This window comes from Nocardioides jejuensis, assembly GCF_004337475.1.
Classification (GTDB): Bacteria; Actinomycetota; Actinomycetes; order Propionibacteriales; family Nocardioidaceae; genus Nocardioides; species Nocardioides jejuensis.
The window spans coordinates 26,752-47,424 of record NZ_SJZJ01000004.1 but is presented as its reverse complement, the minus strand read 5'-3'; the positions used below and the strand labels follow the sequence as shown (position 1 = coordinate 47,424).

The following is a 20,673-nucleotide window of genomic DNA, read 5'->3' as shown; positions in this document are numbered from 1 at the left end:
GTCTCGGAGCAGTGTGGCCTGCGTTCCCAAGCAGGCGCTGAGAAACGCCGTGGCCGAGTAGTTTTGGCTCCAAATGACTGCCCTTCCCGCCCCGCGCTCGCTCGCCGACCAGCTGCGCCAGTGGTCCGAGGAGCGCGTCGCCCACCTGATGCGGCTCCGTCCTGACCTCGCGACCCCGCCGCCGCAGGACTCGACGCAGCTCGCCTCCCGGGCGGCGACGCGCGCCTCCGCGCTGCGGGCACTGGACCGGCTCACCCTCGCGGACCTGGCCGTCCTGCACGACCTCGTGACGCGCGGGGCCACGCCCCGGGCGGCGCTCGAGGAGGGGGCGATCTCGCTCGACCGGCTGGAGGAGCTCGCGCTCGTCTGGGACGGGACCGAGGGCCTGCGCGCGGTGACGGTCGTGGCCGAGCTGCTCGCCCGCGCCACCGCACCGACCGGTCCGGTCCCCGAGCCCGCGCTGGTCACCTCCGAGCAGTCGCCGACGCTCGTCGCGCGCACGGCTGCGGGAGCGGCGTTCGACGTCGTACGCCGGATCGAGGTGCTGCTGGACCACTGGGGTACCCAGCCGCCGTCCGTGCTGCGCACGGGTGGTCTGGGGGTGCGCGACCTGAAGACGGCGGCGCTCCTGCTGCACGTCGACGAACGCGAAGCAGCCCTCCTCGTCGACGTCGCGACCTCGGCCGCACTCCTGGCCCCCGGCTCCGTCGGCGAGGCGGAGGCCTGGCTCCCCACCGACGCGTACGACGCGTGGTGCCGGCTCGAGGCCGCCGAACGGTGGCAGCGGGTCGCCCGCGCGTGGCTGACGTCGGCGCGCACCCCGGCCAAGGTCGGCGGCAAGGATGCCGCGGGCAAGTCGGTCAACGCGCTGGCCCCCGCGCTGGTCGACCCGCATCAGGTCGACACCCGCATCGTGGCGCTCCAGCAGCTCGCCGAGCTGTCTCCGACGGAAGGCCTCGCGACCGGCACCGGCCTTCCGTCGCTCGTCGCGCGTGTCCGGTGGCTGCGTCCGCGCCGTCCCTCCGACCAGCCGGCGCTGGTGGCCTCGGCCGTCGAGGAGGCGACCGTCCTGGGGCTCGTCGGCATGGGTGTCCTCACCCCTGCGGGTCGGGCCCTGCTCGCCGGCCACGATGCCGCCGAGATCCTGGCGCCACTGCTCCCCGAGCCGCTCGACCACGTGCTGATCCAGGGCGACCTGACCGCGATCGCGCCCGGCCCGCTGCTGCCAGCGCTCGCCGCCCGCCTGCAGCAGGTCGCCGATGTCGAGTCACGCGGCGGGGCGACGGTCTACCGGTTCGCCTCGGGATCGCTCCGTCGCGGCCTCGACGCCGGCTGGACGGCCGCGGAGATCCACGCCTTCCTGGAGTCGGTGTCGCGCACCCCGGTCCCGCAGCCGTTGTCGTATCTCGTCGACGACACCGCGCGGACCTACGGCACCGTCCGTGTTGGCTACGCCGAGGCGTTCCTCCGCTCCGACGACGAGGCCGCGCTGGCGCACCTCGTCGCGGACCCGAAGGCTGCCTCGCTCGGGCTGCGTCTGCTCGCGCCGACCGTGGTCATCAGCACGGCTCCCATCGACGTCCTGCTCGCGCGCCTGCGTGAGCTGGGGCTGGCGCCGGTCGTCGAGGCGTCGGACGGCACCGTCCACGTCGCGCGACCGGACACGCTCCGCTCCCGCACGCCCCGCTCCTCCCCCACGGCCCGCGACGCCGCCCGTGAGGCGGCTCAGGTCGCGGCCGCCGTCGCCGCCGTCCGCGCGGGCGACCGGGTGGCCAGCTCCCGCGGCCGCGACGTCATCGCCAACACGCCCGCCGGCGCCCTCGCGGCCCTGCGGGCAGCCATCGAGGGTGGCTCGAGCGTCGTCATCGAGTACCTCGACAACCACGGCACCCGCTCCGAGCGGATCGTCGACCCGCGCCGCGTCGAGGGCGGTCAGCTGACGGCGTACGACCACCGCAGCGAGGACGAGCGGGCGTTCGCCGTCCACCGGATCGGCTCCGTGCGTCCTACGGACTGATCGGGGCCGACGGGCGCGCGCAGCGCCGTCCGCCCGGCACGTGAGGGTGGTAGCGAGCGCAGCGAGCGAGCCCGAAGCCGGGTGGGCAGCGCGGAGCGCGGCCGGCAGGCCAGCACCAGCCCGTAGACTCGCGCGGTGAACGACGGCCCCCTCATCGTCCAGTCGGACAAGACCCTCCTGCTCGAGGTCGACCACCCGAAGGCGGCCGAGGCGCGGCGGGCGATCGCGCCGTTCGCGGAGCTCGAGCGCTCCCCCGAGCACATCCACACCTACCGGCTGACCAACCTCGGCCTGTGGAACGCCCGCGCGGCCGGCCACGACGCCGAGCAGGTCATCGATGCGCTGCTGGCCCACAGCCGCTACGCCGTCCCCCACGCCCTGCTGATCGACGTCGCCGAGACGATGGCCCGCTACGGCCGCCTCAGCCTCGAGAAGCACGACGAGCACGGCCTCGTCCTGGTCTCCAGCGACCGCCCCGTCTTCGAGGAGGTCCTGCGCAGCAAGAAGGTGGCCGGCATGCTCGGCGCCCGGGTCTCCGACGAGATGGTCGTCGTCCACGGCTCCGAGCGCGGCAACCTCAAGCAGGCGCTGCTCAAGCTCGGCTGGCCCGCCGAGGACTTCGCCGGGTACGTCGACGGCGAGGCGCACGCGATCGAGCTCGACCAGTCCGGATGGGAGCTGCGGCCCTACCAGGCCGAGGCCGCCGAGTCGTTCTGGCACGGCGGCTCCGGGGTCGTCGTACTCCCCTGTGGTGCCGGCAAGACGCTCGTCGGCGCCGCCGCGATGGCGCACGCCAAGGCGACCACGCTGATCCTCGTCACCAACACCGTCAGCGCGCGGCAGTGGAAGGACGAGCTGGTCAAGCGCACGAGCCTGACCGAGGACGAGATCGGCGAGTACTCCGGCTCGGTCAAGGAGATCCGCCCCGTCACCATCGCGACGTACCAGGTGCTGACGCTGCGCCGGAAGGGCGCCTATCCCCACCTGGAGCTGCTCGACGCGCGCGACTGGGGCCTCATCGTGTACGACGAGGTGCACCTGCTGCCCGCGCCGATCTTCCGGATGACCGCCGACCTGCAGGCCCGTCGGCGCATCGGCCTCACCGCCACCCTCGTGCGCGAGGACGGCCGCGAGGGCGACGTCTTCTCGCTGATCGGGCCGAAGCGCTACGACGCCCCGTGGAAGGACATCGAGGCGCAGGGCTACATCGCGCCGGCCGACTGCGTCGAGGTCCGCGTGACGCTGCCACAGGGCGAGCGCATCGCCTACGCGACCGCCGAGCCGGAGGAGCGCTACCGGCTCGCGGCCTGCACGCACCACAAGATCGACGTCGTGCGGAAGCTCGTCGCGCAGCATGCGGACCAGCCGACGCTGGTGATCGCGCAGTACCTCGACCAGATCGAGGAGCTGTCGCAGTCCCTCGGCACCGGCGAGGAGCCCGCGCCCACCATCACCGGCGAGACCACGGTCAAGGAGCGCCAGAGGCTCTTCGACGCGTTCCGGTCCGGCGAGATCGGGCTGCTCGTCGTCAGCAAGGTCGCGAACTTCTCGATCGACCTGCCCAGCGCGGAGGTCGCGATCCAGGTCTCCGGGTCCTATGGCTCACGCCAGGAGGAGGCCCAGCGCCTCGGCCGGCTGCTGCGCCCGGGACGGGACGGCAAGGTCGCGCACTTCTACACGATCGTCAGCCGCGACACCGTCGACGCCGACTTCGCCCAGAACCGGCAGCGCTTCCTCGCCGAGCAGGGCTACGCCTACCGGATCATCGACGCGGACGACCTCTGAGGGCCGGGCGCCGTTGCGAGCGGGACGCGACGCCGGGCTGGCAAGGCCGAGAAGGGAGACGCGGCGGAGCCGCGGCGACCGACGAGAACGCCGCCAGCACGCGTGCCGCGTCCCGCGCAGCAGGCGTGCGACCCTCGGAGGTCGTCCTTGCGACCTCTGAGGGTCTGGCCCCGCTGGCCGGCCGTCTCCATTCGCCGGACGAGGGCGGCACGACGCGATTAGCCTCCGGCTGTGAAGCCCGCTTTCCGGCGTACCGCCGCCCTCACCTGCGCTGCCCTGCTCCTGCCCGTGGCGGGTTGCTCGTTGCCGCACAGCACGAAGGCCGACGCCGGCCCGACGTTCCCGAAGACGTGGGACAAGCGCGTCCTGCCGTATGTCCACCTCGCCTCGAAGCTGCGACACCTCGAGTTCACGCATCCGGTGACGGTGGAGTTCCAGACGCCGAAGGAGTTCGAGAAGGAGCTGAGCAGCGACAAGGGCGACCTCAGCAAGGACGACCTCGAGGACCTCGAGCACTGGACCGGCATGATGCGCGCGCTCGGACTGGTGCACGGCGACGTCGACCTCTTCGACGAACAGGACAAGCTGAGCACCGGCGGGACGCTCGCGTACTACTCGCTCGACGACAAGCTGATCCGGGTGCGCGGCACGCGGATCACCCCTGCGATGAAGTCGACGCTCGTCCACGAGCTGGTGCACGTCCTCCAGGACCAGAACTTCGACTCCGCCAAGCGCAGCCACCAGCTGGCCAAGAAGGACGACAGCGAGGGCCTCGCCTACGACGCCCTCGTCGAGGGCGACGCCTCCCGGATCCAGACGAAGTACGCCGCGCAGCTGACTCCGGAGCAGCGGCGAGCGCTGCACCGCGACGAGGCGCGCCAGTACCGCGGAGCGAAGAAGTCGATCAAGGACGTGCCGGAGGTGCTGCGCACGATGCAGGGCGCCCCGTACACGCTCGGCGAGGCCCTGCTCGACGTGGCCACGCTCGACGGCAAGGACGAGGTCGACAAGCTCTTCCGCAGGCCGCCGACCACCGAGGAGAACCTCCTCGACCCGTTCACGCTGACCTGGGACGGCCAGAAGGCCGTGAAGGTGGACAAGCCGGAGCTGTCGAAGGGCGAGAAGGAGTTCGACAGCAACACCTTCGAGTCGACCGGCTGGCTCTTCACGCTCGCGGCCCGACTGCCCGTGCGTCAGGCACTCACCGCGACCGACGGCTGGGGCGGTGACCGGTACGTCGCCTACACGAACGCGTCAGGGAAGTCCTGCGTCGACATCCGGTACGTCGGCGACACCGCGCGCGACGCCGACGAGCTGCACACCGCCCTGACGGAGTGGATCCGTCGCGGGCCGAAGGGCGTCGCGACCGTGTCGCGCGAGGGACACAAGGGTCTGCTCTTCTCCTCTTGCGACCCCGGCACCGCCGCCAAGGGCGACGACGGCCACTCCGACGCGGCGCTCAACCTCGCCCTGGAGCGCACCTACGTGACGCGCAGCCTGATCAAGGACCACTGGCCGCACGACGCTGCCCGCTGCTACGGCACCGCACTCGTCGAGCACTTCACGCCGGCCCAGATCCAGGCGGACACCGCTTCGCCCGCCACCATGGCGGAGTTCCGGCGCCTCGCCCGCGGCTGCGCCGGCTGAGCCGACCAGCCTCGCTCAGAGGTCGGCGTACTGGACGTGCGCGGAGTGGAGTCCGGCGACGTACACGCTGCGCGAGACCGCAATCGGCCGGTTGCGGTGCAGCGCACGACGGCTGATCTGCAGGACTGGTTCGCCGGCCTCGATCCCGAGCAGGGCGGCCTCCTCCGCCGTGGCGAGGGCAGCCGTGAAGACGTCCTCGGCCCAGGTCGGTCGGAGCGCGCGGCGGTCGAGGACGGCGTACAGGCTGGCCGGCATGGCGGCCTGCAGGAAGCCAGGGAGCATGACCTCGTTGAGGTAGGTGTCCTCGATGCAGATCGCCGCGCCGTCGGCACGGCGTACGCGCTTCCAGTGGATGACCGGGTCCCCCGCGGTGAGGCCGAGGGCGCGGGCGATGCCGCCGTTCGCCTTCTCGACACGGGCGAGGACGGTCGTCGAGTCCGTGTCGAGCCCACGGCGACGCATGTCCTCGGTGAAGCCCTGGATGCCGGTGGCCGGCAGGGTCGGCTCGGCGACGAACGTGCCGCGGCCGGGGCTCCGCTCGAGCAGGCCCTCGGCCACCAGCGCGTCGACGGCCTGACGGACGGTCATACGGGCAACGCCGAACTGCTGCACCAGCTCACGCTCGGACGGGACCGCCATGCCGGGGTCCGCGTCGGCGAGGAGCCCGCGCAGGTGGTCGCGGACCTGGACGTACTTCAACTTCGGCGATTCCACGCGCTGTTCCCCCACGGTCCGTGCCACGGGCCGAGTGTGGATGAAATGGCAACCATCCATGTCCACATTGCCGGCAAATAGTCCGATCTGACTAGACGGACACCCCGGGTCGATCGAACCTGTGTTCGATCAACTGCTAGCCTCGTCCCATGTCCGTCGAGTTCCAGGGCGACCTGTTCGACCTCGCTCCCGAGGTGTCCCTCGGCCGGCTCCGCGGGTCGGTCGAGCGCACCGTCCTCGGCGACGGCGCCTGGATCGACGTACGACGCTCGTGGGTGCAGGGCTCCTCCGAGGTCTTCCGCGCGCTCGTCCGCGACGTCCCGTGGCGCGCCGAGCAGCGCGAGATGTACGACCGCGTCGTCGACGTCCCCCGTCTCGTCCACACGTACGCCGGCGACGACCGCCTGCCACACCGCGTGCTCACGAGCGCGCGTCAGGCGCTGACCAACCATTACCTGCCGGAGCTGGGCGAACCGTTCGTGACCGCCGGCTGCTGTTACTACCGCGACGGCCGCGACTCGGTGGCCTGGCATGGTGACCGGATCGGCCGCGGTGCCAACGAGGACACGATGGTCGCGATCCTCTCGTTCGGCGACCCGCGCCGCCTGCTGCTCCGCCCGGAGTCCGGCGGTGCCTCGATCGCCTTCACGATGGGCCACGGCGACCTGCTGGTCATGGGCGGCTCCTGCCAGCGGACCTGGCAGCACGCGGTGCCGAAGGTGGCCGCGGCCGGGCCACGGGTCTCGGTGCAGTTCCGCCCCGCCGGCGTCAGCTGACCGCCGAGTCCCGGGTTTTGACGTGTCGAGTCCCGGGTAGTGGCGCGCAGGGCACGCGAATACCCGGCAAAAGCAAAGGGCCCCGGAAGACACCGGGGCCCTTCTGTTCGACCTGCAGGGTGGAAGCCCCGTTCGGTCGACTGCGTCCAGTCTCCCACGCGCCGGCGGCAGCCGCCAAAACCCGGGTCTGAAGACGGCAAAACCCGGGTCTCGGCGTGCCAAGACCCGGGTTTCGACGAGTGGATCAGAAGTCCATGCCACCCATGTCGCCGCCGCCGGCGGGAGCGCCACCCTTCTCGGGCTTGTCAGCGACGACAGCCTCCGTGGTGAGGAAGAGCGCCGCGATGGAGGCGGCGTTCTGCAGCGCGGAGCGCGTGACCTTGGCCGGGTCGATGATGCCCGCGGCCATGAGGTCGACGTACTCGCCGGTGGCCGCGTTGAGGCCCTGGCCAGCCGGGAGGTTGGCGACCTTCTCCGCCACGACGCCGCCCTCGAGGCCGGCGTTGATCGCGATCTGCTTCAGCGGAGCCGAGATGCCGACCTTGACGATGTTGGCACCCGTGGCCTCGTCGCCCTCGAGCTCGAGCTTCTCGAACGCGACCGCGCCGGCCTGGACGAGCGCGACACCACCGCCGGGGAGGATGCCCTCCTCGACGGCAGCCTTGGCGTTGCGGACGGCGTCCTCGATGCGGTGCTTGCGCTCCTTGAGCTCGACCTCGGTGGCCGCGCCGACCTTGATGACGGCCACGCCGCCGGCCAGCTTGGCGAGGCGCTCCTGGAGCTTCTCGCGGTCGTAGTCGGAGTCCGACTTCTCGATCTCGGCGCGGATCTGGTTGACCCGGCCCTCGATCTGGGCAGCGTCGCCGTTGCCCTCGACGATGGTGGTCTCGTCCTTGGTGATGACGACCTTGCGGGCCTGGCCGAGCAGCTCGAGGCCGGTCGACTCGAGCTTGAGGCCGACCTCCTCGGAGATGACCTGGCCGCCGGTCAGGATCGCGATGTCCTGGAGCATGGCCTTGCGACGGTCGCCGAAGCCCGGAGCCTTGACGGCGACGGACTTGAAGGTGCCACGGATCTTGTTGACGACCAGGGTCGACAGCGCCTCGCCGTCCACGTCCTCGGCGAGGATGAGGAGCGGCTTGCCCGACTGCATGACCTTCTCGAGGATCGGCAGCAGGTCCTTGACGTTGGAGACCTTCTGGTTGGCGATGAGGACGTAGGGGTCCTCGAGGACCGTCTCCATGCGCTCCGGGTCGGTCACGAAGTACGCCGAGATGTAGCCCTTGTCGAAGCGCATGCCCTCGGTGAGCTCCAGGTCGATGCCGAACGTGTTCGACTCCTCGACCGTGATGACGCCCTCCTTGCCGACCTTGTCCATCGCCTCGGCGATGGCCTCACCGACAGTGGCGTCGCCACCGGCGGAGATGGTCGCGGTCGCGGCGATCTGCTCGCGCGACTCAACCTCCTTGGCCTGGGCGAGCAGCTGCTCGGTGATGGCGGCGACAGCCGCCTCGATGCCGCGCTTGAGACCCATCGGGTTCGCGCCAGCGGCGACGTTGCGGAGACCCTCGCGAACGAGCGCCTGGGCGAGGACGGTGGCCGTCGTCGTGCCGTCACCGGCGACGTCGTCGGTCTTCTTCGCGACCTCCTTGACGAGCTCGGCACCGATCTTCTCGTACGGGTCCTCGAGCTCGATCTCCTTGGCGATCGAGACACCGTCGTTGGTGATCGTGGGGGCGCCCCACTTCTTCTCCAGGACGACATTGCGGCCCTTGGGACCGAGGGTGACCTTGACCGCGTCGGCGAGGGTGTTCATACCCCGCTCGAGGCCCCGGCGGGCCTCCTCGTTGAAAGCAATCAGCTTCGCCATGACTCTGCGATTCCTTCGCCATGAGTTGGTGTGTGGGGACCTGGACGGGCTGCCCGCGACGGACGATCCCCGAGGCAGCCGGACCCTTCCCGACGGCCTCGCGAACCTCAGCTGGCGCCAGGTCTGCGTTGTCACTCTCCTGACGAGAGTGCCAGCCTCATGTTTAGCACTCGACCCAAGCGAGTGCAAACAATCGGACCGGTCAGTGCACCAGCGGCACGTGGTGCCCGAACGGCACCTCGACCTCTCCCCCGAACGCCGCCACGACGCTCGGCAGCATGGCCTTCGCCGTACGCCGATAGCCGAGCGACGACGGATGGAACCGGTCGACGCTGAACATCTCGTCGGGGTTGCTGATGAAGAACGGGCCGGCGACCTGGGCGAGATCGACCACGCGAGCGCCCAGCCCGAGCGCCGCCTCCCGCTGGGCGGAGGCGAGCTGGCGCGACGCGAGCGACCCGAGGGTACGCAGCGGCTGCGGCACAGCACGCAGCATGCCGAGGTCGGGACAGGTGCCGACCACGACCTCGGCGCCGAGCCCCTGGAGCGTGCGGATCGCCTCCTCGAGGTGCGCGATGCTCTCCGCCGTCGGGTGCCGGTGCGTGATGTCGTTGCCGCCGACCACGATGACCGCGACCGCAGGCCGGTAACCAGCCGGGAACCGGCCGATCTGCTCCATCAGCTCACTGGTGTGGTTGCCGACGCGGGCGACGGTCCGCAGCCGGACGGAACGCCGGATCCGCTTGGCCGCACCCTTCGAGAGCCGGGCACCGAGGGTCTCCCCCGGGAGATCCGCACCCAGCCCTGCCGCGAGCGAGTCGCCGAGCATGACCAGGTCGACCGGATCACCGAAGCGCTTGCGATAGACCTTGTCGGCCTTCGGCGCCTTCTCCCCCAGCGGCTTGCCGATGATGCCCCGGGCGATGTCGGCCTGCCGGTGCAACAGCTCCCGGCCGCCGTACGTCAGACCGCCGATGGCCGCACCGACCGCCCCCAGGGCCACACCGGCCCCGATCCAGTTCTCCCGCCTCATGGGTCCTGTTGAACCACACCCGCGTGAACCGATCCCCAACCCGCCATGGACGCAGGCAGAAGGGTCGGTCAGTGCTTGGTCCAGCGCTCCGTCTGGGTCAGGTAGTAGAGGTAGGCCAGCGCCGGGACCACCAGCACCGCGGCGAGCACGGTCGCGAAGATCAAGGCGTGAAGCGTCGCCGGAGCACCGGCGGCATCGGCGAACTTCACCTGGTCGACGAGCAACCACGGGTACTGGGCGACACCCCAGCCGAGCACGACGGTGCCGACCGCACCGACCGCCGTGAACCGGGCCACCGCATAGCGGCGCCGCGCGACGAGCACGAGGGTGGCCAGGCCGGCCCCGGCCGAGAGCAGGACGAGCGGGAGCGCACGTCCCGACAGCCCGTCAAAGAGCGTCGGCGCATCCGAGCGCAGCAGGAAGAGACCGGCGAAGACCACGAGGCCGGTGGCCACGCCCACGCCGAGCATGCGGATCCGCAACTGGTCAGCGAGGTGTTCGTGGCCCGCGCGTGCCGCATCGGCGACGAGGAACGACCCGGCCAGGAACGCACACGTGCCGCCGGCGACCAGTCCTCCGACAACACCGGTCGGGTTGAGCCAGGAGGTGATCAGGTCACCGTGGCCCCCTGCCGGGACGCGGCCCGAGGCGATCGCACCGGCCGTGCAGCCGAGGAAGAACGGCGTGATCAGCGACGAGAGAGCGAAGATGCCGCCGAAGAGCCGCGCCTCGCCGAGCGTCTCTGAGTACTTGCGGAAGGCGAAGCTGGCGCCGCGGAGCACGATCCCGAGCAGGGCCAGCATGAGCGGCAGCCACAGGGTCGTCATGGCCGCGGCGAACGCCGTGGGGAACGCCGTCCACCAGGTCACCAGGATGTAGACCAGCCAGACGTGGTTGGCCTCCCAGACGGGGCCGATGCTGTGGTCGATCAGCGTGCGCAGCTCTGCGCCGCGGCGGGCACCGCCGGCCGTGGCATCGAAGAAGCCGGATCCGAAGTCGGCGCCACCGAAGATCGCGTAGGCGAGGACACCGGTGAAGAGGGCGGCGGCAACGATCAGCTCGGCGCTCATGCGTGGGCTCCCTTGTCGGCGGTCTCCTGGATGCGGGCCGGGCCGTACGGCGACGGCAGGTCGGCCACGCCCTCACGCCAGCGGCGCGACATCGAACGCAGCACCACAGCGCCGGCGATGCCCATGGCGACGTACAGGACGGTCACGCCGCCGAGCGACCACCACAGCCAGGGGTTGTCCGTCGCCGCATCCGCGGTGCGGAGGTAGCCGTAGACCACCCAGGGTTGCCGGCCGACCTCGGTCGCCGTCCAGCCGAACTCGAGAGCGAGGATGGCCGCCGGCCCGGCGAGGGCGACGCCCCGCAGGAACCAGCGGTTGGCGAGCAGGTCGCGTCTGCGCCAGCGCGCGAACCAGAACAGCACGACGCCGCCGGCCAGCGCACTCCCGAGGCCGATCATCGACTGGAAGGTCCAGTGAGCGATGTTGATCGCGGAATCGTCGGGACGGTCGGCAGCCGGGATCGTGTCCATGCCGGTGACCGGCTTGGTGAAGGAGTTCTCCGCGACCAGCGAGCCGACCTTGGGGATGTCGATGGTGCCGCGCGGCTTGCCGTCGATCCAGACGCCCCCGATCCGCAGCGGCGAGGCACCGTCGGTCGTCGTCTCGGCGAACTCGAACGCCGCCAGCTTCGAGGGCTGGTGGGCGTCCATGCCGAACCCGAGCACGTGGCCGATCACGGGCTGCACCAGCGCCGCACAGCTGGCAAAGACGAAGGGCACGAGGAACCCGAGCCGGTGGTGTGCGTCGCGACGCCCCTTGAGCATGCCGACGGCGTACACCCCGGCCACCGTGAAGCCGACGACCATGAACGCACCGACCCACATGTGGGCGAACTGCAGCCAGACCCGCTCGTTGAACATCGCCCGCCAGGGGTGAACGTCGGTCACCTCGCCATTGACCAGCCGGAAGCCGGTGGGCCAGTTCATCCACGCATTGACCGACAGGACGCAGAAGGTGCCGAAGATGCCGGCAGCGGCCATCGGCAGCAGCATGAACGGGTGCACCTTGGGCGACATGCGCCCCCAGCCGTACAGGTAGATGCCCAGGAAGATCGCCTCGATGAAGAACGACATGCCCTCGAAGGCGAACGGCAGGCCGAGCACATCGCCATATTTGCCCATGAGGCCGGGCCAGAGCAGGCCCATCTCGAAGCTGAGCACCGTGCCGGAGACGGCCCCGATCGCGAAGAGCACCGCCGACGCCTTCGACCACCGCTTGGCCAGCGTCAACGCGGTCGCGTTGCCCCGCAGGCCGAGGATGTGGACGACGAAGATCATCGACGGGAACGCGACGCCGAAGCAGGCGAGCACGATGTGGGATCCCAGCGACAGCGCCATCTGGTCACGCGCCGGGAGGAGGCCCGACGGGGCGTCACCCGTCGCGGCGATCGCGTCGTGCAGGACAGAGGAGAGAGCGTCGAGAGCCACGACCCCGAGGCTACGCAGCAGGCGCTCGGGAGGCACTATGACAAGGAGCACCGTCCGATCGCATCTGCTGATCAGCCGATCACCGACAGCGTGCGAAAACACCGAGGCCCGTCGGCCGGGGCATGACTATGCCGCGGACAACGGGCCTGGGTTTCTCCGCGTGACGCGGAGCAGTGGAACGGGTTCAGCAGCCGCCGGCGACGGCAGGGATGACCGAGATCTGGGTGCCGGCCGGGGTGGCCGTGGCCAGGCTCTCGAGGAAGCGGACGTCCTCGTTGCCGACGTACACGTTGACGAAGCGACGCAGCTCGCCCGCGCTGTCGAGGATGCGGTCCTTGATGCCGGTGTACTGGGCCTCGAGGTTGTCGAGCACCTCGGCGAGGGTCGCACCCTCGGCCGTGACCTCGGACGCGCCGCCCGTGTAGGTGCGCAGGATGGTGGGGATACGGACGGAAACGCTCACAGCAGTTGCTCCTGGATCAGACTGGATCAGATGAGGCCGGAGGCCTTGAAGGCGTCGTACGACGGGTCGATGGTCGCCGCGGCGCCCACCTTGTCGGCAATGGCGTCGAGGGTCTTGAGGCCGTGACCGGTGTTGATGAAGACGGTCTCGAGCGAGGTGTCGAGCTGGCCGGTCTCGACGAGCTTCTTCAGGACGGCGGTGGTGGTGCCACCGGCCGTCTCCGTGAAGATGCCCTCGGTGCGCGCCAGCAGGACGATGCCGTCACGGATCTCGTCGTCCGTGACCTCCTCGACCGCACCGCCGGTCTCGCGGCAGATGTCGAGGACGTAGATGCCGTCGGCGGGGTTGCCGATGGCAAGCGACTTGGCAATCGTGTCCGGCTTGACCGGGCGGATCGCGTCGACGCCGGCCTTGAACGCCGTGGCGACCGGGCCGCAGCCCGTGGCCTGGGCACCGTAGATCTTGTACTTCTTGTCCTCGACGAGGCCGAGCTTGATCAGCTCCTGGAACGCCTTGTGGACCTTGGTCAGCTGCGAGCCGGACGCCACCGGGATGACGACCTGGTCGGGCAGGCGCCAGCCGAGCTGCTCGGCGATCTCGTAGCCGAGCGTCTTGGATCCCTCGGCGTAGTAGGGACGGACGTTGACGTTGACGAACGCCCAGCCCTCCTCCTCGCCCGCGATCTCGGAAGCCAGCTTGTTGACGTCGTCGTAGTTGCCGTTGACGGCCACCAGCGAGTCCGTGTAGATCGCGGAGTTGACCTGCTTGGGCTTCTCCAGGTTGGCCGGGATGAAGACCATCGTCTTGATGCCCGCGCGGGCGCCGGCGGCAGCGACGGCGTTCGCCAGGTTGCCCGTCGAGGGGCAGGCGAAGACCTTCGCGTGCAGCTCCGTCGCGGCCGAGAGGGCGCAGGCGACGACGCGGTCCTTGAAGGAGTTGGTGGGGTTGGTCGAGTCGTCCTTCACCCAGAGGTTGTCGATGCCGAGCTCACGACCGAGGTTGTGCGCCTTCAGCAGACGGGTGAAGCCGGGCTCCATGTTGGGGCTCAGCTCGATGTCGGAGGGCACCGGGAGCAGCGCCTTGTAGCGCCAGATGTTGGCCGGACCGGCCTCGATCTCCTCGCGCGTGACCGCGGGGAAGTCGTACGAGATCTCCAGCGGACCGAAGCACTCCGGACAGGCGTAGAACGGGCCGAGGGCGACCTGGTGGCCGCACTCACGGCAGGACAGGGCGGTGGCGTGACCGAACGCGCCGTCTCGCAGGACCTGACCGGCAGTCTCTACAACGCTCATGAGGAACCTCCCTCTCATCTTCCCCACGCCGTCTTTCGCCGCGGGCCGGAATTAGCACCGTTTCCACGACTGCCGAAGCAGGGGGTTCGTGGCGGTTGCCGGGACTTCGTCGGGCCGTTCCCTCAGTCCCTCTCGATGAGCAGGCTCCAGACTACGGGCACCGCGAAGGCTCGCGCGAATTCGTTTCACTCTGCGGATCGAGGCTGCGGATCGACGCGGCGGATCAGGCACTCGCGGCAGCATCGGTCGCGAGCCGCGACAGGAAGTCCAGTACGCCGCCCGGGCCGGCCACCACGACGTCGCTGAGCGGCACGAGGGCGCTCTCCTCGTCGGAGGCCGAGCAGACCAGCAGCGTCGCCAGACCGTCCTCCCGCAGCTCCGCGACGGCGTGGAAGGCATCCAGGTCGCCGAGGTCGTCGCCCACGAAGCAGAAGCCCGTCGCACCGAGGTCGTGTGCGAGCTTCTGGACGACGTCGCCCTTGTCGGCACCGGGCGCGCGGACCTCGATCACCTGGCGACCCGGCTCGACCTTCATGCCGTGTCGTTCGGCGGCGATGGCCAGCTCCGGCAGCAGCCGCTGGAACGCCGCGTCGGGCGCCGCGAGGCGTCGGGTGTGGACGGCCACCGCGAGACCCTTGTCCTCGACGTACGCGTCGGCGGCGTCGCAGCGCCGAAGGATCCGCGGCAGGTCGCCGAGGAACGACGCCAGGCCGTGCGGCGGACGCGGCCCGAGGACCCGTCGGTCCGCCGAGCTCCATCGTTCGTTGCCGTACTGGCCGAAGACCTGGAGCTCGCGCCCCTGGTCCGAGAAGGACGTGCCGAGGTCGTCCAGTGCTCCGAGCGCGACCACCTGACGTGCCGGCCTGCCGGTGACGATCGCGATCCCCCGCACCTGGGCGGCAAGGTCGAGCAGGACGCCCGGGCCGCGCGGATGGATCCGGGCCTTCTCGGGGTCGTCCACGATCGGCGCGAGCGTGCCGTCGAAGTCCAGCCCGACGACCGACTGCGCAGCAACCCGGGCCAGCGCGGCGTAGCGCTGCATGGCGTCGGGTGAGGTGAAGCGCATGCCTCTACTCAACCACGGGGCCTCGCCGCCGCGGCCGGCCGCGGGACCTACTCGGTGTACGTGCGGTCGAGGATGACGGTGATCCGGTCCGGCTTCATCGGGTCGACCGACGGGCGGATCCGGCGGATGCCGAGGTCCTGGCCGAGGAGCTTGGCGGCTGCCTCGAGGCGGGGTCCGTAGTAGACCGTCGGCGCGGGCACGCTGCCCGGCCAGTTGTCGGTGCCGAGGACCTGCCAGCCCAGCGTCGAGGCCCGCTCCGCGGTGCGCGCGGCGAGCTTCTTGATGCTGGAGGTGTTGTAGACCTCGACGTTGACCTCGTTGCGCTTGACCGGCTTCGGGGCAACGGACGAGGTGGGCGCGACCGACGGGCTGCCCGAGTCGACGACAGTGGTCGTCGACGTCGGCTGCGCGACCGGCTCGAGGCCGTCGCCGGAGTCGTGCTTGGCGATCAGGGCGATGCCGGCCATGGCGACGGCAACGACGCTCAGGACAACGACGAACGACGGGGCCGCAGCGCCCTGCTCGTCGCGGCGACGACGAGCGGTGCTCACAGCTCGAAACCGAGTCGGCGCGCGGAGCGCTGGCGCTGACGCGCGGCGCGGAGGCGACGGAGGCGGCGGACCAGCAGCGGGTCGGCCTCGAGGGCCTCGGGCTTGTCGATCAGCGCGTTGAGCACCTGGTAGTAGCGCGTCGAGGACATGTCGAACTTCTCGCGGACCGCCTGCTCCTTGGCGCCGGCGAACTTCCACCACTGGCGCTCGAACTCGAGGATGGCGCGATCGCGCTCGGTGAGCGAGGCACCATCGGCGCCCTCACCCTGGTTGACCGTCTCGGCGGCGTCCATGCGTTTCGACCCCTTCGCGCTGAACCCAGAACTGCGTCCGACTGACCGGACGGACCCATCCTGACACGTAATCACAGGCATGTCATTCGCCCCGACGGCGTGCCTGGAGACGCCGGGAAACGCCTGTGAACAGTTGTGACCAATGAGGCGCGATCGCTGGACAGGACCGGTCATCCAAGCGAAGATCCTGCTGGGAGGTACGTCACATTTCTGAGAGGACCCTGCCCGTGACCGACATGAACACGGTTGCTGCCCTGCGCGCACTCGACCGTTTCTCCGGCCTGACCGACGCTGAGCTCAAGCTCATCGCCGACCACGGCACCGCCGTCCACATCCCCGCCCACTGGGGCCTGATCTGGGAGAAGACCCCCGCGGACAAGGCGTACATCATCCTGTCCGGCGAGGTCTCGGTCCGGAAGGGTCGCGACGAGATCGCGCGCCTGGGCCCGGGTGACACGGTCGGCGAGTCCGCAATCGTCGGCCACCGCCTCCGCACGGCGAGCGTCGTCTCCGTGACGGACCTCGAGGTCCTCCACTTCACCAACGAGGCCGTCGCCGACCTCATGGCGAAGTCGTCGACGTTCAAGACCGCGCTCGAGACCACGACCTCCGAGCGCCTCGGGGACAGCTGACCCTTGGACGAAGAGCTCGAGGAGGCCGGGGACCAGGGGTCCCCGGCCTCCGCCCTTTCCAGCAGTCCGTACGACGACGTCGTGCGGGCGATCCTCGGCGAGGACGCGCGCTACACGCGCTCCGACGTGGCCGCGGCGACCGGCATCGAGCTGGAGCGCCTGACCAGCCTGTGGCGCGCGCTCGGTTTTCCGTCCGCCGATGACGACACCGCGATGTTCACCGATGCCGACATCGCCGTCCTGGAGCTGCTGCCCCACTTCCTCGCCCCCATGGGCCTCGAGGAGGGTGAGGAGCTCACCGCGGCCCGCTCGATGGGGCGCACGTTCAGCCGGCTCGCCGACTGGGAGGTGCGGCTGATGACCCGTGCCCTGGCCGACGTCCCCCAGGACGAGCTCGGCGGGGCGGTGACCGAGATCCTGCCGGTCCTGCAGCAGCTGCAGGACTACGTGTGGCGCCGCCACCTCGCACGGGCGGCCGGCCGTGCCGTCCTCGTGCGCGAGCCCGGCGAGGTGGAGCGCGGTGTCGGCTTCGTCGACATGGTCGCCTTCACCCGCACCAGCCGCGAGCTCTCGATGGGCCAGCTCGCCGCTCTGCTCGAACGCTTCGACAGCCAGGCCAGCGCGCTCGTCGCCGCGTGCGGCGGCCAGGTCGTCAAGACGATCGGCGACGAGATCCTCTTCGTCGCCGACGACCCGCACGCAACGGCCGAGATCGCCACGACGCTCGCCCAGCTGCACGTGGAGGACCCGACGTTCCCCCAGGTCCGCGCGGGGATCACCTGGGGGCCGGTGCTGCCGCGCATGGGCGACGTCTTCGGCGAGACCGTCAACATCGCCTCCCGCCTGACCTCGCTGGCCAGGCCGGGGACCGTCCTCGCGAACGCCGCGCTCGCCGAGGTCATCGGCGACCGGTGGACCGTGCGCCGCATCCCGCCGGAGTCCGTGCGCGGCTACAGCCGGCTGGAGGCCTGGGTGGTGCGGCCGATGCCGGCCCGCCGTTCCCCGGACTGAGCATGGCCTAGGGTCGTGGACATGACCGCCTCCGGATCCGCCGACCTGGTCATCGTCGCCAACCGGCTCCCTGTCGACCGTGTCGTCGAGCCCGACGGGACGTCCAGCTGGCGTCGTTCGCCCGGAGGCCTCGTCTCTGCGCTCGAGCCCGTCATGCGGGTCCACGACGGTGCCTGGATCGGCTGGACCGGCGGCACCTCCGAGGAGAGCGACGACCTCGCTCCGTTCGTCGAGGACGGCATGCAGCTCGTACCGGTGCCGCTCAGCGCGCGGGAGGTCGAGGAGTTCTACGAAGGCTTCTCCAACGCCACGCTCTGGCCGCTCTACCACGACGTCGTGGCCAAGCCGCTGTTCAAGCGTGAGTGGTGGGAGTCCTACAAGCGGGTCAACCAGCGCTTCGCCGAGCGCGCCGCCGAGGTGGCCGCGCCCGGCGCCATGGTCTGGGTCCACGACTACCAGCTCCAGCTCGTGCCGCAGCTGCTCCGCGAGCTCCGGCCGGACCTGCGGATCGGCTTCTTCCTGCACATCCCGTTCCCGCCGGCCGAGCTCTTCTCCCAGCTGCCGTGGCGGCGGGCGGTGCTCGAGGGCCTGCTCGGCGCCGACATCGTCGGCTTCCACCTCCCCGGCGGCGCGCAGAACTTCGTGCGCCTCGTCCGCCAGCGCGTCGGCCACAAGACACACCGCGACCTCGTGACCCTGCCCGACGGCCGCCAGGTACGCGCCGCGGCGTACCCGATCTCGATCGACGCCGCCGACTTCGAGGACCTGGCCCGCTCCCCCGACGTCACCCGCCGTGCGGAAGCGATCCGCGCGGCGCTCGGCAACCCCAAGCGGGTCCTGCTGGGCGTCGACCGCCTCGACTACACCAAGGGCATCTACCCCCGCCTTCGCGCGTACGCCGAGCTGGTCGCCGACGGCACCTTCGACGTCGAGGACACCGTCTTCGTCCAGGTCGCCACGCCCTCGCGCGAGCGCGTCGACGAGTACCGCAAGATGCGCGACGAGATCGACATGCTCGTGGGCCGGGTCAACGGCGACCTCGGGCAGATCGGGCGTCCGGCGATCTCCTACCTGCACTCCTCCTACCCGCGCGAGGAGATGGCGGCGCTCTACCGGGCCGCCGACATCATGGTCGTCACGCCGTACCGCGACGGCATGAACCTCGTCTGCAAGGAGTACGTCGCCTGCCGCTACGACAACGACGGCGCCCTGGTGCTGTCGGAGTTCGCCGGCGCCGCACACGAGCTCAGCCAGGCGTGGCTGGTCAACCCCTATGACATCAACGGCATGAAGGCCGCCATCGTCGAGGCCGCCAACGCCGACCCGAAGGAGCTGACCCGGCGGATGAAGGCGATGCGCAAGACCGTGGCCGAGCACGACGTCGACCGCTGGGCGACCGGTTTCCTCGACGAGCTCGATGCCGTCCGGCCGTCCGGCCGGCGCCGGGTGCGCCGGCCCTCGGCCTGACGGTCAGGTGGCCGCGGGCAGCCGCGGCTTCATGATCTCCGTGATCTCGTTGCGGATCATCTCCGACGGGACGCCCCAGCCCGGCTGGTAGCCGTAGACGTCATCGAGCGGACGCTTGGTGTGGACGCCGTCGACGATGTCGATGTCGTGCACGCTCAGCAGGCCGGGGTGGGCGACACCGCAGGCCTCGGAGACCTTCAGCAGGTCGCGACGCATCGTCTTGAGGTAGTTGGCCACGCGCACCGACTTGTCTGTCGGGTCGAGGCCGCGGGTCAGCCACGGGTTCTGCGTCGCGACACCGGTCGGGCAGTGGTCGGTGTGGCACTTCTGGGCCTGGATGCAGCCGAGCGCGAGCATTGCGCCGCGGGCGGTGTTGACCATGTCGGCGCCGAGGGCGAACGCGACGATCGCGTTCTCCGGGATGCCGAGCTTCGCCGAGCCGATGAACGTCACCTCGTCGGTGCGGCCGGCCTCGGCGTACAGCTTGTAGACGTTGGTGAAGCCCAGCCGGTAGGGCAGGGAGACCGAGTCGGTGAAGACGAGCGGCGCCGCGCCGGTGCCGCCCTCGCCGCCGTCGATCGTGATGAAGTCGACGTTGCGGTCCGGGCCCGACTTGTCGAGCAGGTGGTGCCAGAAGTCCATGTGCCCGACGGCCGACTTGATGCCGACCGGCAGGCCGGTCTCCTGCGCGACCATCTCGACGAAGTCGAGCATCGAGTCGACGTCGGAGAACGCCGTGTGGCGCGACGGGCTCGAACAGTCCTGGCCCATCGGGATGCCGCGGATCTGCGAGATCTCCTCGCTGATCTTGGCGGCCGGCAGCATGCCGCCCAGGCCCGGCTTGGCACCCTGGCTGAGTTTGATCTCGATCGCCTTGACCGGCGCGGTCTGGATGACCTCCTTGAGGCGTTCGATGTCGAAGCGCCCCTTCTCGTCACGGCAGCCGAAGTACGACGTACCGATCTGGAAGGTGATGTCGCCGCCCTGGCGGTGGTGCGGCGAGAGCGCGCCCTCGCCGGTGTTGTGCAGGACGCCGGCGATCTTCGCACCCTTGTTGAGCGCTTCGATGGCGGCGCCCGACAGCGACCCGAAGCTCATGGCGGAGATGTTGACGATCGAGTTGGGCCTGAAGGCGTGCTTGCGGTCGCGCGGACCGCCGAGCACCTTCGCCGACGGGATCGGGACCTCCTCTCCCGCGTGGATCGCCGTGCTCGGCGCGACGTGGGAGAAGGTGCGGTGCTTGATGATCGTGTAGCCGTTGGTGTTCTCGACGTCGTTGCCGGTGCCGAAGCCGAAGTAGTTGTTCTGCAACTTGGCCGAGGAGTAGACCCAGCGGCGCTGGTCGCGGCTGAAGGGGCGCTCCTCGTCGTCGCCGCTGATGATGTACTGGCGCAGCTCGGGACCGATGGACTCGATCCAGTAGCGCGCATGCGCGAGCACCGGGAAGTTGCGCTGGAGGGCATGCGACTTCTGGGTCAGGTCCTTGACGGCGACCACTCCGACTCCGGCTGCGCCGGCTGCTACCAGTGCTTTCCAGTTCATGCACCGTGTCTAGCGGT

Annotated in this window: 18 protein-coding genes and 1 riboswitch; of the genes, 7 read left to right on the top strand and 11 right to left on the bottom strand. The window is 70.3% G+C overall.

What is annotated here, in order from left to right:
- The first annotated feature begins 73 nt into the window (after positions 1-73).
- The 3 genes from EPD65_RS03740 to EPD65_RS03730 all read left to right on the top strand — a co-directional run bounded on the left by EPD65_RS03740 (position 74) and on the right by EPD65_RS03730 (position 5,449).
- Positions 74-2,017 (top strand): helicase-associated domain-containing protein, encoded by a 1,944-nt coding sequence (locus EPD65_RS03740; RefSeq protein WP_131581827.1) that lies wholly within the window; start codon positions 74-76, stop codon positions 2,015-2,017.
- Positions 2,018-2,152: 135 nt separating this feature from the next.
- Positions 2,153-3,802 (top strand): DNA repair helicase XPB, encoded by a 1,650-nt coding sequence (locus EPD65_RS03735; protein WP_131581826.1) that lies wholly within the window; start codon positions 2,153-2,155, stop codon positions 3,800-3,802.
- A 231-nt stretch (positions 3,803-4,033) separates the two neighbouring features.
- On the top strand, positions 4,034-5,449 hold the full coding sequence (locus tag EPD65_RS03730; RefSeq protein WP_131581825.1) for a hypothetical protein: 1,416 nt from the start codon (positions 4,034-4,036) through the stop codon (positions 5,447-5,449).
- A 15-nt stretch (positions 5,450-5,464) separates the two neighbouring features.
- On the opposite strand, the gene EPD65_RS03725 is transcribed toward EPD65_RS03730, so the two are convergent.
- Complete coding sequence (locus EPD65_RS03725) at positions 5,465-6,163, bottom strand: GntR family transcriptional regulator (protein WP_243640435.1); 699 nt, start codon at positions 6,161-6,163, stop codon at positions 5,465-5,467.
- Between the two features lie 149 nt (positions 6,164-6,312).
- On the opposite strand from EPD65_RS03725, the gene EPD65_RS03720 reads away from it, so the two are divergent.
- On the top strand, positions 6,313-6,939 hold the full coding sequence (locus tag EPD65_RS03720; RefSeq protein WP_131581823.1) for an alpha-ketoglutarate-dependent dioxygenase AlkB: 627 nt from the start codon (positions 6,313-6,315) through the stop codon (positions 6,937-6,939).
- A 244-nt stretch (positions 6,940-7,183) separates the two neighbouring features.
- Here the strand turns inward: EPD65_RS03720 and groL are convergent, their stop codons facing one another.
- The 9 genes from groL to EPD65_RS03675 all read right to left on the bottom strand — a co-directional run bounded on the left by groL (position 7,184) and on the right by EPD65_RS03675 (position 16,004).
- Complete coding sequence (groL, locus tag EPD65_RS03715) at positions 7,184-8,809, bottom strand: chaperonin GroEL (protein ID WP_131581822.1); 1,626 nt, start codon at positions 8,807-8,809, stop codon at positions 7,184-7,186.
- 202 nt (positions 8,810-9,011) lie between these two features.
- A complete protein-coding gene (locus EPD65_RS03710; RefSeq protein WP_131581821.1) occupies positions 9,012-9,842 on the bottom strand; it encodes an SGNH/GDSL hydrolase family protein in 831 nt (276 codons plus the stop codon).
- A 68-nt stretch (positions 9,843-9,910) separates the two neighbouring features.
- Positions 9,911-10,912, bottom strand: a complete 1,002-nt coding sequence (locus tag EPD65_RS03705) for a cytochrome d ubiquinol oxidase subunit II (protein WP_131581820.1) — start codon at positions 10,910-10,912, stop codon at positions 9,911-9,913.
- Positions 10,909-12,339, bottom strand: a complete 1,431-nt coding sequence (locus tag EPD65_RS03700; RefSeq protein ID WP_243640434.1) for a cytochrome ubiquinol oxidase subunit I — start codon at positions 12,337-12,339, stop codon at positions 10,909-10,911. The genes EPD65_RS03705 and EPD65_RS03700 overlap by 4 nt, the downstream gene beginning before the upstream one ends.
- Positions 12,340-12,523: 184 nt before the next feature.
- A complete protein-coding gene (locus EPD65_RS03695) occupies positions 12,524-12,802 on the bottom strand; it encodes a MoaD/ThiS family protein (protein ID WP_131581819.1) in 279 nt (92 codons plus the stop codon).
- Positions 12,803-12,828: 26 nt separating this feature from the next.
- The gene (gene thrC, locus EPD65_RS03690) at positions 12,829-14,094 is read right to left on the bottom strand and encodes a threonine synthase (RefSeq protein ID WP_131581818.1); all 1,266 of its coding nucleotides are present in this window, start codon (positions 14,092-14,094) and stop codon (positions 12,829-12,831) included.
- A gap of 11 nt (positions 14,095-14,105) precedes the next feature.
- Positions 14,106-14,236, bottom strand: a riboswitch (SAM riboswitch).
- 81 nt (positions 14,237-14,317) lie between these two features.
- Positions 14,318-15,160 (bottom strand): trehalose-phosphatase, encoded by an 843-nt coding sequence (gene otsB / locus EPD65_RS03685; RefSeq protein WP_131581817.1) that lies wholly within the window; start codon positions 15,158-15,160, stop codon positions 14,318-14,320.
- Between the two features lie 47 nt (positions 15,161-15,207).
- Positions 15,208-15,711 carry a LytR C-terminal domain-containing protein gene (locus tag EPD65_RS03680; RefSeq protein WP_243640433.1) on the bottom strand — a complete coding sequence of 168 codons (504 nt, stop codon included), beginning with the start codon at positions 15,709-15,711 and terminating at the stop codon, positions 15,208-15,210.
- Positions 15,708-16,004 (bottom strand): DUF3263 domain-containing protein, encoded by a 297-nt coding sequence (locus EPD65_RS03675; RefSeq protein ID WP_131581816.1) that lies wholly within the window; start codon positions 16,002-16,004, stop codon positions 15,708-15,710. Before EPD65_RS03675 ends, EPD65_RS03680 begins: the two co-directional genes overlap by 4 nt.
- Before the next feature lie 236 nt (positions 16,005-16,240).
- Between EPD65_RS03675 and EPD65_RS03670 the strand changes: the two genes are divergently transcribed.
- The 3 genes from EPD65_RS03670 to EPD65_RS03660 are packed head-to-tail and all read left to right on the top strand — an operon-like array spanning position 16,241 to position 19,114.
- Positions 16,241-16,636 (top strand): Crp/Fnr family transcriptional regulator, encoded by a 396-nt coding sequence (locus EPD65_RS03670; RefSeq protein ID WP_131581951.1) that lies wholly within the window; start codon positions 16,241-16,243, stop codon positions 16,634-16,636.
- Between the two features lie 3 nt (positions 16,637-16,639).
- On the top strand, positions 16,640-17,647 hold the full coding sequence (locus tag EPD65_RS03665; RefSeq protein WP_131581815.1) for an adenylate/guanylate cyclase domain-containing protein: 1,008 nt from the start codon (positions 16,640-16,642) through the stop codon (positions 17,645-17,647).
- 15 nt (positions 17,648-17,662) lie between these two features.
- Entirely contained in the window at positions 17,663-19,114 is a 1,452-nt protein-coding gene (locus tag EPD65_RS03660; protein WP_481354322.1) for an alpha,alpha-trehalose-phosphate synthase (UDP-forming), read from the top strand.
- Between the two features lie 3 nt (positions 19,115-19,117).
- Here the strand turns inward: EPD65_RS03660 and EPD65_RS03655 are convergent, their stop codons facing one another.
- Positions 19,118-20,656 carry an FMN-binding glutamate synthase family protein gene (locus EPD65_RS03655; RefSeq protein WP_131581813.1) on the bottom strand — a complete coding sequence of 513 codons (1,539 nt, stop codon included), beginning with the start codon at positions 20,654-20,656 and terminating at the stop codon, positions 19,118-19,120.
- Between the last annotated feature and the right edge of the window lie 17 nt (positions 20,657-20,673).

Coding starts and splice junctions, on each gene's coding strand:
- EPD65_RS03740 (WP_131581827.1), top strand. CDS start 74: ATGACTGCCCTTCCCGCCCCGCGCTCGCTCGCCGACCAGCTGCGCCAG.
- EPD65_RS03720 (WP_131581823.1), top strand. CDS start 6,313: ATGTCCGTCGAGTTCCAGGGCGACCTGTTCGACCTCGCTCCCGAGGTG.
- groL (WP_131581822.1), bottom strand. CDS start 8,809: ATGGCGAAGCTGATTGCTTTCAACGAGGAGGCCCGCCGGGGCCTCGAG.
- EPD65_RS03710 (WP_131581821.1), bottom strand. CDS start 9,842: ATGAGGCGGGAGAACTGGATCGGGGCCGGTGTGGCCCTGGGGGCGGTC.
- EPD65_RS03705 (WP_131581820.1), bottom strand. CDS start 10,912: ATGAGCGCCGAGCTGATCGTTGCCGCCGCCCTCTTCACCGGTGTCCTC.
- thrC (WP_131581818.1), bottom strand. CDS start 14,094: ATGAGCGTTGTAGAGACTGCCGGTCAGGTCCTGCGAGACGGCGCGTTC.
- otsB (WP_131581817.1), bottom strand. CDS start 15,160: ATGCGCTTCACCTCACCCGACGCCATGCAGCGCTACGCCGCGCTGGCC.
- EPD65_RS03675 (WP_131581816.1), bottom strand. CDS start 16,004: ATGGACGCCGCCGAGACGGTCAACCAGGGTGAGGGCGCCGATGGTGCC.
- EPD65_RS03670 (WP_131581951.1), top strand. CDS start 16,241: ATGAACACGGTTGCTGCCCTGCGCGCACTCGACCGTTTCTCCGGCCTG.
- EPD65_RS03655 (WP_131581813.1), bottom strand. CDS start 20,656: ATGAACTGGAAAGCACTGGTAGCAGCCGGCGCAGCCGGAGTCGGAGTG.